Below are 16290 nucleotides of genomic sequence, written 5' to 3'. Positions count from 1 at the left end.
CTATTCAATTATTAATGAATTAACACCATCTATAAAAAACATCCAAAATAATGAATAAAGCTTTAATAATAAAGCCTTTTTGGTGAAAAATCGCACAATTATTTTTATTTTTTTGGTATGAGTATAAATTCAGAATAAAATTTTGTTTAATCATTTTTTTATATATACAGTTTTAAAAATATTGATAAATTCAATATTTTTGCAAATAAATCTGCTTCGTTATAGCGTATTTAACTAGATTATTTTAATTGAACTTAAAAAATGACAAATTATTTATCATAAATTCATATAATTTATAGTACGAGGTGAATGAAATGGATTTGTCAGTAGAAAAAAATAAAGTAAAAATAAAAAATGCTGGGATGACTTATATTACAATTTTTTGTTTAACCCTCTTTTTAGGTTTAGTAAAAATATATAATACATCGCTTTGTTTTATAATTCCGATGCTAGTAATATCATTTTTATGTGGATATCGACATCTGATCGTATATATGAGTGCTTTAGTATTAATAACCTATCTATCTTATGAAAATTACATGTTATTGTTAGTCTCCTTAACAAGTGTAATACTAATGCAGGTACTAATGCATTTTAAATTTATTAAAAGTAAATACTTGGCCTTTGTAGTTACTTTAGTAAGTTTAATCTTTCTTTACATATATAATTATAACTACATAGAAGTACTAGTTATTTTATCCTTTACATTAATACATAGTTTATTATGCTTAGAAGTAGTTCCCGTCTTTATCCATAATACAATTGAAGTATATACGAATAAACGGATGATAATTCTTTCCGTGATGATAATGTTAGCTATTGTTTCATTGGTAGAAGTTAATCAGTTATACATGATGATATTACTACGCTTCTTTTTATTATTAAGTACGTACTATTTAGGTATTAATAGTACGATGCCAGCGATTTTATATATATCAATTATTTTAATGTTTATTGATCCCTTACTTAAAGATGAAATACTATCGTTGATCCTTCCTTTCAGTATCTTCTTTATGTACAACCCTAAAAATAAATTAACTTGTTCATCAACATATATATTAAGTCATTTAGTTCTTCCATTTTTTATTAACTATGACTATTACTATCATAATTTTATTATTATAGTAAGTGCAGCTTTATTTTTGTTTATTCCTACTTTCAAACGTCGCCCTAAATTGCTTAATGAAGACTATAAAAATATTACAAGTCGTAATAAATTGATTCAGCGAGCCAATACATTTGCCTCGTTATTTAAACAATTAACTAATATTTTTCAAGAAGCTAATCATAATGTGAATGTTGGAGAATTTGTTGGTTATGTATATGAAGATGTCTGTTTGCATTGTCCAAGTCGAGATTTATGTTTTTATCAAGATGGCAGTGTGGGTAGATTAGGTAAACTTATTAATAAGGGCTTTAAATCTAAATATAGTGAAGAGGATTTAAAATATATAAATAGTAATTGTATTAGTCCTGATAAATTTTTAAAAGGAATTAATGAGTATAAAGAAAGTTATGAAAAGATAAAAAGAGTAAATCAGGAAAATCTGCATTTAAAAAGAGATTTGTTTTATGAATTTTCTTTATTGAGTGAAGTGTTTGACAATTTTAGTAATTCTTTAGAACAGGCACCGTTTGGTGATCAACAGCTGAAGGAACATTTACTAGGGTATCAATTTAATATTACATATTTGTATAAACATCAAATATCTTTAGATGTTTATACCTTGGAAATAGGTTTAATGGATATAAATAAAGAAGATGTAATCAATGAATTAGTGCCAATTATTGAAAGCTATTTAAACGAATCATTAGAAATTATTTCAATCAAAGATGCAATGCATTATTTAGGTTATACTTCAGTGGTTTTAAAGCACCAGCCAAACTATTCTTTACAGTTTGGGTTACAGCAATATGCATTAGAGCCCTTAAATTGTGGAGATTCTTTTAGTGCTTTTCATCAAGATAATCTACATTATTTAGCTTTGAGTGATGGAATGGGTCAGGGAAAGATGGCAGCAGCAGAAAGTAAATTGACTTTGGAAGTACTATCTAAATTAATTTTAAATGGTATTAGTTTAAAAGATACTATTGATTCTATAAATGCGTTATTAAAAATAAAAAATCATAATGATATGTTTACGACATTAGATTTGTGTCATATAAATTTAGCGAATGCGAAAATGAAATTAATCAAATATGGGGCTAATCCCAGCTATCATATTCGTAATGGAACTGTAGAAAAAATTGCAACTAATTCATTACCGGTAGGAATCGTTTCTAAATTAAAGATGTCTAGTTATGAAATGTTATTAAAAGATAATGATATTGTCATTATGTCTAGTGATGGAACTGGTAGTAATTTTGAACAGATTATTAAAAGAAATATTAAGATAATCAATCATATGCATCCTCAAGAGGCAGCAACGTTATTAATGGATCGGGTTTTAGAAGAAAATAATCTCGATGATATTAGCATTGTAGTAATCAAAATAGTAAAAAGTGAATTGTTGAAATAAAAGGTACGTTAAAAAGGAAGAATTGGTTTTATTGAAATTCAATAATTTTAAATCTTCCTGTTTTTGTTTATAGTTTTAAATAAAAACTGTTATAAACGTGCTTTTTTAGTGACTAAAATAGTTAAAACTATATGTAAAAAAAAGGATAATTTGTTATAATGATAAAGGTATTTGAGGTGATGTGATGGAGAAATTATTAAATTTGAAGCAGCTATACATAGTAGGGGTATCTGGAGGCTGTGATTCAATGGCACTTTTGGATATGATGTATAATCACGGATATCAAATCGTTGTTTGTCATGTTAATTATCATTTAAGAGAAGATAGTGATTTAGATCAAAAAACAGTTGAAAACTACTGTCATAAGCATAATCTTCCTTGCTATGTAAAGGAAATAGATACATGTGAATATGGAAAAGAAAATTTTCAAACCCAAGCTAGAAAACTGCGATATTACTTTTATCGTCAAATAGCTTGTAAATATAATGTTGATAAAGTTGTTTTGGCGCATCATCAAGATGATGTAATTGAAAATATCGTAATGCAGCTGCAACGACATAATACGAAAGGATATTTAGGAATAAAAAATATTAGTGAAGTATTTGGGGTGACTGTAATTAGACCACTTTTACGAGTTAATAAACAGGTTTTAAGAGCGTACTGTCATGATCATAATGTTAGTTATCGTGATGACTATACTAATTTTCAAACAGATTTTACTCGCGATTTTGTTAGGAATGTAACACTAAAAAATTATACGGAACAGCAGGTAAAAGATTTATTAAATAAGGCTGATTTGCATAATCAGCGGTATCTAAAAAATATCGAAAGGGTGAAACCATATCTTGATAAGTATCATGATGATAAAGTTATTGATTACCGTTTGATCCCTTATGATCTTTTAAATAGTTTTATTTATGAAATAGTTAAAGAAGAAGTATATCCTCCTTTGATCAGTGATGCTTTGATTAAAGAAATCATTAAGCAGATTAAAAGTGATAAACCAAATATTGAAATGGATTTACCTGTTAATATTAGGTTCATAAAAGAATATAATAATATACGTGTTTCTAAATTAAAAATTAATATAGGCTATTGTTTAAAATATGAACAAATAGTTTATGATAAACATGAGCACTTTTATTTAAGTAAGAAAGGTCATTTAAATGAAGGAATTTATTTGACAAATGAAGATTTTCCTATTACGATAAGAACGTTTAGACCAGGTGATACCATAGTTAGTGCTGGAGGAAGTAAAAAATTATCACGTTTATTTATTGATAATAAAATTCCTAAAAGTGAAAGGGAAATTTGGCCAGTTGTTGAAAATTGCCATGGTGATATAATTCTTGTACCACATCTTGCAAAAAATATTGGGTATTTATATTCAAAACCTAATTTATATGTGGTAAAATTATAGTCATATATGGCTAGGAGTGAATAAAATGCATAAGAATATAAAAGAAGTGTTGATCACTGAAGAACAAATAAGTGCAAAGTGTGAAGAGTTAGGAAAAATTATTGATAAAGATTATGAAGGTAAAGAAGTTTTGTTAGTTGGCTTATTAAAAGGATCTGTGCCTTTTATGGCTGAACTTTCAAAACATTTAAATAGTGATGTTACATTTGACTATATGAATGTAAGCAGCTATGACGGTGTTGAATCTAAAACGCTTGTAGTTAAACAAGATTTAAAAGAGGATGTAATGGGTAAAAATATTTTAATTGTTGAAGATATTCTTGATACTGGTAAAACATTGTTTAACGTTAAAGAGATGCTTTTAAAGCGTAAAGCCAATAGTGTTAAAATTGTCACAATGCTGGATAAAGAAGAAGGTCGTGTTATTGATATGAAAGCAGATTATGTCGGATTTAAAATTCCTAATGCTTTTGTTGTTGGCTATGGATTAGATTTTAACGAAAAGTATCGTCAATTGCCATATGTTGGTATTTTAAAAGAAGAGTGTTATAAGTAAGGAGAGTTTATGAACAATAAGAATGGATTATTAAAATCAATTCTTCCCTGGCTGTTAGTACTAGTCTTAATTGGTGGAGCGGTTACTTTTATGAATCAAAGTAACGGTAAAGAAATTAAGTATAGTGAGTTTGTGGAAGTAGTACAGGATGAAAAAATCAAGGAAGTTGAAATTGTTCCTTCATCTTTAGTTGTTGACGTTTCAGGTAAATATACGAAGAAAGTCGATGGAAAATCTACAGAAGTTGAATTTACTACAACTATTCCTAATACTGAAGCTGAGATACAGTCATTGACAAGCTTATTAAGCGAAAAAGGAATTGAAACTACAATTGTAGATGCTAATGATCGTGGCATGTTTATGCGTATCGTTGCAAATATCTTACCTTATGTATTATTACTTGGGGGAATGTTCTTTATTTTTAGAATGATGTCTCAAGGTGGCGGTAATGCTAAGGCTTTTGATTTTGGAAATTCTAGAGCTAAGTTAGAAAAAAATCAAAAAACAAGATTTTCTGATGTAGCGGGTGCTGATGAAGAAAAAGAAGAGTTAAAAGAGCTGGTTGAATTTTTAAAAAATCCTAAAAAATTTGCGCAGATGGGAGCTCGTATTCCTAAGGGAGTATTATTGGTAGGGCCACCGGGTACTGGTAAAACATTACTTGCAAGAGCTGTTTCTGGTGAAGCTAGCGTACCATATTATTCGATTTCTGGGTCTGAATTCGTAGAGATGTTTGTCGGAGTCGGAGCTGGACGTGTTCGTGATATGTTTAAAAAAGCTAAACAAACAGCACCATGTATCATTTTCATTGATGAAATTGATGCAGTTGGACGTCAAAGAGGTACTGGTATGGGTGGTGGACATGATGAACGTGAACAAACACTTAATCAGTTATTAGTTGAAATGGATGGATTTAGTGGTAATGAAGGAATTATCATTTTAGCAGCAACAAACCGTGCTGATGTTTTGGATCCGGCATTGTTACGACCAGGTCGTTTTGATAGACAGATACAAGTAGCTAATCCGGACAAAAATGCTCGTACAGAGATTTTAAAAGTACATGCGCGTAATAAAAAATTTGCACCTGATGTTGACTTTAATAACATTGCGCAAAGAACGCCAGGATTTTCTGGAGCAGAATTGGAAAATGTATTAAATGAGGCAGCTTTATTAGCAGTTCGTGAAGATCATAAAGTTATTTCAATGGCAGACATTGATGAAGCAGTAGATCGAGTTATGGGTGGACCAGCTAAAAAATCTCGAAAATATAGTGAAAAAGAACGACGTTTAGTTGCATACCATGAAGCTGGACATGCCGTTTTAGGATTAACTTTAGAAGATGCTAATAAAGTGCAGAAAGTTACGATCATTCCTCGTGGACAAGCTGGTGGTTATAACTTGATGACACCAAAAGAAGAAACATATTTTCAAACTAAAACTCAGCTAGAAGCAAATATCGCAGGATTTATGGGTGGACGTGTTGCTGAAGAAATTTTCTTTGGTGATGTAAGTTCTGGGGCTCATAACGATATTGAACAGGCAACTAGAATTGCAAGAATGATGGTTACTGAATTAGGAATGTCGGAGTTAGGACCAATTAAATATGATTCTGAGCAAGGAAATGTTTTCTTAGGACGAGATTACACTCAACATAGTAATTCTCATTCAGGACAGATAGCTTATGAAATTGATGTTCAAGTTCGAAAAATTATTGATGAATGTTATGCTAAAGCAAAAGAAATTATTGAAGCAAATAAAGATAAATTGGTAGTTATTGCTGATGCTTTATTGGAATATGAAACATTAGCAGGTGAACAAATTGAGGCATTGTTTAATACTGGTCGAATGTTAGATCGTCATGATGGAACGGTAGATGATCGACCAAATGATGAGAATTCAAATAGTTCAAGTTCTTCGTTTGATGATGCTGATGATTTGTTAGATGATATGAAATAAAGCGGTATCCGCTTTTTTTCATATTTAGAGGTGGAAAAATGAAAAAGTATAGTAAAAAGATATTTATTTTATTTATTGTTTTATGTATGATAATTCCAATGATTTTATCGTCAATTGCAGTGTTTTTTTAAGGAGGGTTATATGGAAGATTATTTAGTTAGAGGTTTAGTTAATAGTAAAAATTGTCGAGTTTTTGCATGTAGAACTACAAATCTAGTAGAGATTGCCAGAAAAAAACATAATTTGTGGCCAACAGCATCTGCAGCATTAGGAAGAATGATGTCAGCGACTTTGATGATGGCTAGAATGAATAAAAACGCTGAAAAGATGACCGTTGTAATCAATGGTGGTGGTCCAATTGGAACAATGATGTGTATTACTAATGGAAATGGTAATATTAAAGGCTTCGTTGCTAATCCAGAAGTACATTATACATATAATGATACTGGTAAATTGGCAGTAGGTGTTGCTGTTGGACATGAAGGGACTTTGCAAGTCATCAAGGATATGGGGTTGAAGGAACCATTTACAGGAGCGGTTCCTTTACAAACAGGTGAGATCGGTGATGATTTTAGCTATTATTTTGCAGTAAGTGAACAAACACCATCAGTTGTATCAGTTGGTGTGTTAGTAAATGATACTAATGAGGTATTAGCATCTGGTGGTTATATTATTCAACTATTGCCTGAAGCAACTGAAGAGGACATTAGTTATATCGAAAAAGCTGTAAAAGAATGTCCACCAGTTTCTGAATTGATCAATAACAAAAAAGATCCTGAAGATATATTAAAATCGTTATTTGATGACGTGGAAATTACAGAAACGCAGGATTTATTTTTTAATTGTGATTGTTCGAAAGAAAAAATGGCAGATGCTTTGATTACGTTAGGAAAAGATGAACTGCAGGCAATGATCGATGAGGATCATGGTTGTGAAATAAATTGTCAATTTTGTAATACTAAGTATCAGTTTGATGAAAATGAATTAAAAGCTATAAAAGAAAAAATTTAATAGTTTATGTTATATAAAAAGAAAGGCGGGGGATGCCTTTCTTTTTAGTTGGTTTACCAACATATTTAGGAATATAACTAACTCGATAACTTACTTCTATTTCGGGGAGGAAAATAGCGGGGAAGTGTAAGTTATCTGTAAATATTATAAACAGAGTAAAAATTTTTATACATTTATATTTCTTTTTTTTAGAATAATTGTTAAGATACTGCATGAGGAGTGAGTAAATGTTTAAAATAGGAAATGTTGAGATTGAAAATCCTGTTGTTATGGCACCGATGGCGGGAATTACAAATATGGCTTTTCGAAAAATAATTAAAGATTTTGGAGCAGGATTAGTTTATTCAGAGATGGTTAGTGATAAAGCTCTTTGTTACGGTAATGCTAAAACGATAGAGATGCTTCAAGTAGATGAAGGAGAACATCCTGTTAGTATTCAATTATTTGGTGGTGAAGTAGAAACTATGGTCAAAGCTGCTAAATTTATTGATCAGCATTCTAATTGTGATATTATTGATATAAATATGGGATGTCCAGTTAATAAAGTATTAAAGGCTGAAGCCGGAAGTAAGTTATTACTTTATCCTGATAAAATATATGAAATCGTTAAAGGAATTGTTGAAAATGTTTCTAAACCAGTAACTGTTAAAATTAGAAGTGGTTTTGATAAAGAACATATCAATGCTGTAAAAATTGCAGAGTTAGTTGAAAAAGCAGGGGCTAGTGCTATTGCTGTCCATGGAAGAACGAGATCGCAGATGTATGAAGGGAAGGCTGATTGGGGTATTATTGCTGACGTAAAAGCAGCAGTAAAAATCCCTGTGATTGGCAATGGTGATATTAAATCTGTTGATGATGCTAAAAGAATGTTAGCCCAAACAAATGTGGATGCTGTGATGATTGGTCGTGCTGCTCTAGGAAATCCCTGGTTGATAAAACAAGTTGTTGAATCTTTAAAAACCGGTGAAGAAATTTTGGAACCAACATATCAAGAAAAAATCGCTCAATGTTTAGCTCATGCAAAAAAATTAATGGAAATAGAACCAGAAAAGGTTGCGATGTTTCAAATGCGAGGACATGCGCCATGGTATATAAAAGGATTGAAGTCATCAGCAAGAGTAAAAAATGAACTATCAAAAATTGATACATACGAGCAGTTAGAGACGATTTTAGCTGAATATAAGTTATATCTTGATGGGATATCTAATTGTTGCATGTAGAAAATATTTTGGTATAATTGGACTTAATAATTTAAGGGGGATATAAAAATGATCATTAGCGGAAAAGAGATATCAATGAAAATAAAAGAGCAGTTGAAAGAAGAAGTTGCAGCTATTAAAGAAAATTATTCCCGATTGCCAAAATTGGTTGTAATTTTAGTAGGTGATAATCAGGCAAGTAAGACATATGTAAGAAATAAAGAGCGGGGATGTGCTTATATTGGAATTGAATCAGAAGTGTTAAAACATGATGATACATTTAGTGAAGCAGAGTTATTAGCAGAAATTAGCCGTCTAAATAATGATGATAGTGTTGACGGTATTCTTGTACAGTTGCCTTTACCACAACATATTGAAGAAGAAAAAGTGTTGAAAGCTATTGATCCAAATAAAGATGTAGATGGTTTTCATCCTCAAAATGCAGCAAGATTATTTTTAGGACAGCAGTCATTTGTACCATGTACGCCTAAAGGAATGTTAGTATTGTTAGATGAGATCAATTATGATTTGAAAGGTAAAGAGGTTGTTGTTGTTGGGCGTAGTAATATCGTTGGCAAGCCAATATCTTTATTATGTTTACAAAAAGATGCGACTGTGACAATAGCTCATAGTAAGACTAAAGATTTAAAAAAAATATGTTCTCGAGCTGATGTTTTGATTGCGGCAATTGGTAAACCTAAGTTTTTTAATCATGAATATATAAAAGATGGAGCTGTTGTTTTAGATGTAGGAATCAATCGTGATGAAAATAATAAATTATGTGGTGATGTAGATTTTGAAGATGTAAAAGATAGAGTAATGGCTATTACACCAGTTCCTGGAGGAGTTGGACCAATGACGATAACGATGTTAATGCAAAATACACTAGAAGCTTTTTATAAACGGAATGGAGAGTAAAATGAATTATAATTTAAATGATATTGTGGAAATGAAAAAGCAGCATCCATGTAAAAAATCGAACCAATGGCAGATTATAAGAATGGGTGCTGATATTAAAATTAAATGTTTAGGGTGTGGAGCTATAGTGATGTTTTCACGTCGTGAATTTGAAAAAAAATTAAAAAAAGTCATAATTCAATAACGCTCTAAATAGTATTAATAATATAGTTTGGCACTAAAATTTTTGGATAGACATATTTAGTTAACAAAATGTATGTATATTAGATATCGTGATATAAATAGAGAGATGATGTAAATGTTAAATTATATTTTTAAATTGATAACAATTAAAGAAGTTGTGGGGTCGGTATTAATATTTGTGGGATTATTAGCTGTTTTTTCAATTATTTGGGGTAATCGAACGTTTTCTGTAAAGACCTTAAATCAAATGATTTTTCATTTAAAAGCACCTGCTGATGGAACTGACGGTGGCATTTATGCAGATTGGTTTATAAAAACTGTACCAGCTAGTTTTGTTATTGTAATGGTTACAGAAATTATTTTATTTAATTTACCGTTTAAAACGTTGCATTTATTTTTGACCGATCATATATTAACGATTGGTTGGATAGTGATTATAATGGCAATAGTTTATGCATTATATAATTATCAAATAGTTGGTTATCTATTTGATATGATTAAAAAGACCACTCTGTATGAAGATCATTACGTTGATTTTAATAAAGTAAAAATAACTTACCCAAAGCAAAAAAGAAATCTGATCCATATTTATTTGGAATCAATGGAAAACAGTTATTTAGATATCGAATCTGGTGGAATTCAACAGACAAGTTATATGCCAGAATTGCAATCGCTTGCAAAGGATAATATTAATTTTTCACATAATGATTTAATTGGTGGAAGTATGACATTGGAAGGAACGCAGTGGACTGTTGCTTCAATGGTTGGTCAAGAATCTGGTATACCGCTTTTAATCCCTTTTAATGGAAAATCATATACCCATACTTCAAGTTTTTTACCAGGGGTTTATACGATTGGAGAAGTATTAGAAAAGCAAGGATATGTCAATGAAATCATGATGGGTAGTGATGGTGATTTTGCTTGTACATCTAATTTTTATCGACAACATGGTAATTATAAAATAGCTGATTATAATTATTTCAAAGAAAATGGTTATATTCCAGATGATTATTTTGTTTTTTGGGGAATTGAGGATGCAAAATTATTTAAGTTTGCTAGAAAAGAACTCACGGAATTAGCCTCTAATAATAAGCCCTTTAATTTTGAACTGGTAACAATTGATACGCATACACCTGATGGGTATGTTTGTCCATATTGTAAATCTATTCATAAAAACCAGTATGCTAATGTTATTTCTTGTCAATCAAAACAAGTAAGTGATTTCATTGAATGGTGCAAAAAACAGTCGTGGTATGAAAATACTACAATCGTTATTACTGGTGATCATAAAAGTATGGCAGAGAAGTACTTTAAAAATGTAGATAAAAATTATTTACGAACACCATATAATTGTTTTATAAATAGTGCAGTTAATAAACAGAATACAAAAAATCGAAAATTTTCAATTCTTGATATGTATCCTACTATTCTTGCTTCGTTAGGAATCGATATTGATGGAGATAGACTTGGATTAGGTACTAATTTATTTTCAAATAAGAAAACACTTATTGAACAATATGGGTTTAATAAAATTAATTCTGAAATTAAAAAATATTCTAGTTATTATCAAGAACGTTTAGTAGGCGAAACTAAAAGAAAGAAAAGTAAAAGATTTTCTTCGTATAAGACAAAAAGTAATAAGAACTAATTCGGTTTTTACTTGATTATAAATAGTATAAAAATAAAGAGATTTCCAAATTAACTGATATAGTTATTTGAAAATCTCTTTTTTACGCTTATCCTAAAGTAAAAAATAATGAATAATTTTTTTGTTGGGAACATATTATTATTCTTTTTATATTACTATCTAGTTTTTTGCAATGCTTTTTTTAATTTAAAATCATCTATAAAACGAAGAGAAGTTTCAAATGATTTTTGTCCATAAACAAATCTAAGTTTTTTTGCTTTAGGATATGTAACACGTTTTATTTTACGATAGTCTAATTTAATTTTACCAATCATCATTTGGCGATGACCAACGTAGATAATTTGTTGTAATAAAATACTGACAGCTAATGTTACAATAGTAAGGATGTTTAATGGTGCATATGCTCCATCTAAATTATTAGAAATAACATTTAAGATTATAAGGGTTAAACAAATACAAAATGTAAAAGCATAAAAAATCAATAAAGCTATGTAAAAATATTTCCCAGACTCACTAAGACATGAAGTCAAAGTATGATCATCTTTAGTGGTGCGATATACGATTATGCCATAAGAAATGTTTATGTATGTAAACCATAATAAAGCTAAAAATACCAAAAAAGGTAAGATATTAAAAACAGTATTCATTAAATATACTCCTTCTTTCAATAACATTATTATACAAGAAAATCGTTAAATATTACATATTAAAATTACTAAAATCTATATATAAGTCATTTAAGACATAAAATTACGAGCATAATATTCATCGTAAGTAAGTTTACTCTTTGTTACTTTCTTAGCTAAATCTTTTCCTAAATAGCGAAGATGCCAAGGCTCATAACTATAACCAGTCAAAGAATCTTTACCCTCAGGATAACGTATAATAAATCCATAATCTGATATTATTTCAGCAAACCATTGGTAATCAGGATGATTAACGATAGTTTCAAAAGAATAATTATCTAAAGCCACATCACATGCTAAACCTAAGGTATGTTCACTGTGACCAGGACGACTACATGTTTTATCAGCTTCATCAACACTAAAGGTATTAACCATATGATTATAACTTTTTTCTTGTGCTAGTGTTGAGCGATAGCCACTAACAACATAAAAACTTATTCCTCTTTCACGGCATTTGTTTCTTAATGCTACAAAATCGTTATAAACAACGCTTGACATTTGATGTTTGCGATATTTATAGGCGGGATCATTAGTACTAGTATAGCCATCATTGATATAGACGAGATCTGAGGGAGAAAAATTGTTATCTAAACGATAATATTTATTTACAAGTGTATTTAAAGCACTAGGATTAGACTGGATAATAATATGGTCATAAAAATTATAATCTAAATTCATATTAACATAGGTAACTACTTCTTCATCTGATAAATCAGGATATTTAGTTTTATAATTTTCATAACGTTTTTTTTGTGAAGGTAAATAATAGTTTAGTGATGTAAAAGGATCTTTTTTTGAAACTTTCTTTGCTTTTTGAACAGTAGGTGTATTTGGTGTACTGATTAGAAAAATTATATTTATTATTAAGTATATGATAATTGAAATAATGATTGTAAAAACAGCTGCTATAAAGGCAACTCTTTTTTTATTTATTCGACGTTTCATTTTTTTACCTCTAAAGTAATAGAATAGTTCTTCTATATAAATAATACCATAAAAAACTTTAATTTTTTATGAACAATTACTATACAATTAAAGTTTTTTGCATTATTATTAGCTCAATAGAAAACATAAAAAATAAAAAGAAGGATAAATGTCAAGAAAATAGAATACAGCAGTAGGATATAGATAAACTAAAAAATGATAAGCAGATTTAGTTATCTTTGGTTTTTCACTTGTAGTATAAATAAGATATATTAACAATTATTTATGATTTATGTAATAGGTAGTGTTGGTATGAGGCGTTTATCATATTACAGAAGCAGGTAACTATTGATAAATTTTTGAATTTTATGCTCTTGATGATAAAATAAAATGATCAATGTGTAATTTTTACTTGACAAAAGTCACTTCATAACAGAAAGGAGCAAATATGGAAAATAAAATTTCATCATTAAAAGTTTTAGTTCAATGTCAAGAAGCTGATTATAAAGGTAATTATCGAATCTCTTCTTTAATGTCCAAATTATCAGATTTAGCTACTATAAATGCATTTAAAATTGGAATTTGGAATGATAAATTAGCTGAAAATTATGGTTTTGTTTTAGCTAAAGAAACAATAATTTTAAAAAGGCCAATTAAAATAAATGAGTTAATCAACTTATATACAAGGGCTTCAGGATATAAAAAAATCCAGTTTATGCGTAATTATTGGGTGGAAGATGAAAGTGGTGAAGAGATTGCGGCCGTCTATTCATTATGGACTTTGATTGATTTGAAAAAAAGAAGAATTACTAGGCCAGAAAAAGCTGGGATTATTATTCCGCAGATTGTGCCATATAAATATAGTATAGACACTTTTCATAAAATTAAAGAAGGATTGGAATTATCATTTATAATGGAGCGAACTGTTTTATATAGTGATGTTGATGTAAATCAGCATTTAAATAATAGTAGATATATTGAATGGGCGTTTGATGTTTTACCATTTGAATTTTTTGAGAATAATTATTTCAAAAAAATAAGTATTATTTTTAAAAAGGAAATGATGCCAGGAACGACAGCTAAGATATATCGTTATATTGATGATAATTATATAAAAGTAGTTTTTAAAGCAAAAGACGATATAGAAACATATTTTGAATTAGGAGCAGAAATAAGCTGCTGTTAATAAATTTTATTTTCATTATTTGAAAACTGATTTTCATCATTTGAAAACAATTTGTAAAATAATATGCTATTATAATCATGTCCCAAATATCTATAATAGTATTCGTTTTCCCGTATAGAATACAGATATTGAAAGTCTCTTGTCCCAAAGAGACTTTTCCCGTTTTATAGAGCTTTTGGCACCACCGTGGCACCAATAATTTTTTAAAATTAAATTTTAATAAGAAAAATCCCTGAAAATTCATCAGGGATTTTATTGATTTATAAGTTATCCAGTATATTTTCAGTTTGGAGCTGGATTAGTTGTAGATGGTATAAAAGGATTTAAGACATTAAATGCTTGTCCTATAGTTAAAAAAAGGAGGTGAAGGCAACATAACACGATTAATTCAAGAGAGATTAAACAGTGTAGGGTTTAGCTTAACAGTAGATGGAATTTTTGGTACAAATATGTATAATGCAATAAAAGTATTCTAAAAGAACCGTAATTTAACGCAGGATGCTAATGGAAAGCCTTTAGACCCTTGACAGGAGTATCTATTAAAAGAAAAACTAAAAACCCATAGTGTACTAAGTGTGGGTTATGTAACATTTGTAGTAAACAATAAATATATAAAGTTTAAGCCTAGATCATAACGACCTAGGCTTTTTTATTATATTAATTTACCTTCCCCACACGGTTCTAGAATTATTGTATGGAGAATAACTTTCATTATGTTTCATTATAGGACCCTGTCCCCATTTTGATTGTACTGTACATTTTTTACCGTTAGCAGCACTTGAATTAACCGAGATTACATTTGCCGAATGTTGTTTTTCGCTCCAATACATTTTTGCTCCACTTTTCACATTTGAATAATTAAGCTTCCAATAACTACCATCAGACATATATTTACTTGGATCATCCATCCAGTATCTATTACTTGTTGATGAAAGATACCATGCATAAGAATGACAGTTATATTTTTTACTTGCTGATGCTACTATTGTTGCTTGAGGGTATTCTTTTCTATAAGTTGCGTTTATTTGTTCTTTTTGTTGAGTAGTAAATTCCGCATCAGAAATAGTAATAACAACAACAGAAGAACCCCTGGGAGTTAAAACAGTCGCAAATCCGTTTCTATTATTTTTTCCAGAAACGATGGCTCTTACTGTAAAAAAGGTGTTAACTGAGGTACCATACATTTCTTGGTTTTCTGATTTTTCTTTCATTTTATTTTCTGCTATTACAATTAATGCTTCGGCTTCGTCTTCCTTGAATAAGTTAAATACTTGTGGAACTGCTAAAACTGTTTCTTTTACAGTGAAATCTAACATAGTATTTTGGGAGTTAGAACGTTGTTCTTTATATTCTTCTTTATTTAAAACTGGTGTGTCTAAATATATTTTTGCTAAATTAACAGCAAAATCTTCTCTTTCTAATAATGCTTTTGCTGCATCAAAATCAGATACAAAAGAATCAAAGCCTTGTGTATAGTCATTATAAGAAAGAACCTCAGTATCTAATAATGGATGATTGATAACTGAAAGTGTTAAAGCTTCCGTTGACATAGAGTCAACTATTTCAGATGGTATTTGACAAGCATCCATCATTTCATCTTTGGATTTAAAACTTTCCCACTCTTTTGTTCCTGGTAATATTGGGTATACATATGGTTCGTTTATAGTTGAAAACTTAGTTTTCTTTTTTGAGTTTACTCTATCGTTTATCAATTTAATAGCTTCTTCTAAAGTCATAACATTAGAATTGTCAGCATAAACTTGTTTTTCAGAAACTATGAAAAAGACTGTAAATAAAATCGATATACAGAGTAAATATGATATAATTTTTTTATTCATTTTTTCCCCATTCCGTGGCTCCCGCTTTCTACTTTTTATTATTTTATTATTTTGTAAAATAAATTATAATGATAAGAAAGGTACCTTCTATTATTAGAATACTAATATGAAGTACAAAAGTCAAGCAATACTGTATTTTATTTTAATAATCCCTAATATTCCGCAGTATTTGCCTCTGCTTCTTGTTTCTTTTTATCCTTTAGATTCATAAAATCATCTCATGATTATTTTGGTAGTGTAAAAAAT

General features: G+C 29.4%; 14 protein-coding genes. 11 read left to right on the top strand and 3 right to left on the bottom strand.

Going from position 1 to position 16290, the window contains the following annotated elements:
* The first annotated feature begins 587 nt into the window (after positions 1–587).
* The 9 genes from BR82_RS0100370 (at position 588) to BR82_RS14910 (ending at position 11410) form a co-directional block, all read left to right on the top strand.
* Positions 588–2519 carry a PP2C family protein-serine/threonine phosphatase gene (locus BR82_RS0100370; protein WP_240474473.1) on the top strand — a complete coding sequence of 644 codons (1932 nt, stop codon included), beginning with the start codon at positions 588–590 and terminating at the stop codon, positions 2517–2519.
* 184 nt (positions 2520–2703) lie between these two features.
* A complete protein-coding gene (gene tilS, locus BR82_RS0100365) occupies positions 2704–3939 on the top strand; it encodes a tRNA lysidine(34) synthetase TilS (protein ID WP_240474472.1) in 1236 nt (411 codons plus the stop codon).
* 25 nt (positions 3940–3964) lie between these two features.
* On the top strand, positions 3965–4495 hold the full coding sequence (gene hpt / locus BR82_RS0100360; RefSeq protein ID WP_027088509.1) for a hypoxanthine phosphoribosyltransferase: 531 nt from the start codon (positions 3965–3967) through the stop codon (positions 4493–4495).
* A 9-nt stretch (positions 4496–4504) separates the two neighbouring features.
* Positions 4505–6451 (top strand): ATP-dependent zinc metalloprotease FtsH, encoded by a 1947-nt coding sequence (ftsH, locus tag BR82_RS0100355; protein WP_027088508.1) that lies wholly within the window; start codon positions 4505–4507, stop codon positions 6449–6451.
* 141 nt (positions 6452–6592) lie between these two features.
* On the top strand, positions 6593–7462 hold the full coding sequence (gene hslO / locus BR82_RS0100350) for an Hsp33 family molecular chaperone HslO (protein ID WP_027088507.1): 870 nt from the start codon (positions 6593–6595) through the stop codon (positions 7460–7462).
* 227 nt (positions 7463–7689) lie between these two features.
* The gene (gene dusB / locus BR82_RS0100345) at positions 7690–8682 is read left to right on the top strand and encodes a tRNA dihydrouridine synthase DusB (RefSeq protein WP_027088506.1); all 993 of its coding nucleotides are present in this window, start codon (positions 7690–7692) and stop codon (positions 8680–8682) included.
* A gap of 48 nt (positions 8683–8730) precedes the next feature.
* Positions 8731–9579 (top strand): bifunctional methylenetetrahydrofolate dehydrogenase/methenyltetrahydrofolate cyclohydrolase FolD, encoded by an 849-nt coding sequence (folD, locus tag BR82_RS0100340; protein ID WP_027088505.1) that lies wholly within the window; start codon positions 8731–8733, stop codon positions 9577–9579.
* 1 nt (position 9580) lies between these two features.
* On the top strand, positions 9581–9763 hold the full coding sequence (locus BR82_RS0100335) for a DUF951 domain-containing protein (RefSeq protein WP_034863767.1): 183 nt from the start codon (positions 9581–9583) through the stop codon (positions 9761–9763).
* Between the two features lie 114 nt (positions 9764–9877).
* Positions 9878–11410, top strand: coding sequence for an LTA synthase family protein (locus BR82_RS14910; protein ID WP_051592706.1), 1533 nt, complete (start codon positions 9878–9880; stop codon positions 11408–11410).
* A 155-nt stretch (positions 11411–11565) separates the two neighbouring features.
* Here BR82_RS14910 and BR82_RS0100325 read toward each other — a convergent pair whose 3' ends face one another.
* Positions 11566–12057, bottom strand: coding sequence for a hypothetical protein (locus BR82_RS0100325; protein WP_027088503.1), 492 nt, complete (start codon positions 12055–12057; stop codon positions 11566–11568).
* Positions 12058–12147: 90 nt separating this feature from the next.
* Positions 12148–13041, bottom strand: a complete 894-nt coding sequence (locus tag BR82_RS0100320) for a M15 family metallopeptidase (RefSeq protein ID WP_027088502.1) — start codon at positions 13039–13041, stop codon at positions 12148–12150.
* A 427-nt stretch (positions 13042–13468) separates the two neighbouring features.
* On the opposite strand from BR82_RS0100320, the gene BR82_RS0100315 reads away from it, so the two are divergent.
* Positions 13469–14206 (top strand): acyl-[acyl-carrier-protein] thioesterase, encoded by a 738-nt coding sequence (locus BR82_RS0100315; RefSeq protein ID WP_027088501.1) that lies wholly within the window; start codon positions 13469–13471, stop codon positions 14204–14206.
* A 374-nt stretch (positions 14207–14580) separates the two neighbouring features.
* Positions 14581–14682: a peptidoglycan-binding domain-containing protein gene (locus BR82_RS17390; protein ID WP_084300635.1), complete on the top strand. Its 102-nt coding sequence runs from the start codon at positions 14581–14583 to the stop codon at positions 14680–14682.
* Positions 14683–14868: 186 nt separating this feature from the next.
* Here the strand turns inward: BR82_RS17390 and BR82_RS0100310 are convergent, their stop codons facing one another.
* Complete coding sequence (locus BR82_RS0100310) at positions 14869–16044, bottom strand: hypothetical protein (RefSeq protein WP_027088500.1); 1176 nt, start codon at positions 16042–16044, stop codon at positions 14869–14871.
* Between the last annotated feature and the right edge of the window lie 246 nt (positions 16045–16290).

The organism is Thomasclavelia saccharogumia DSM 17460, from assembly GCF_000686665.1.
GTDB lineage: Bacteria > Bacillota_I > Bacilli_A > Erysipelotrichales > Coprobacillaceae > Thomasclavelia > Thomasclavelia saccharogumia.
This window is presented reverse-complemented; position numbering and strand designations above follow the sequence as displayed.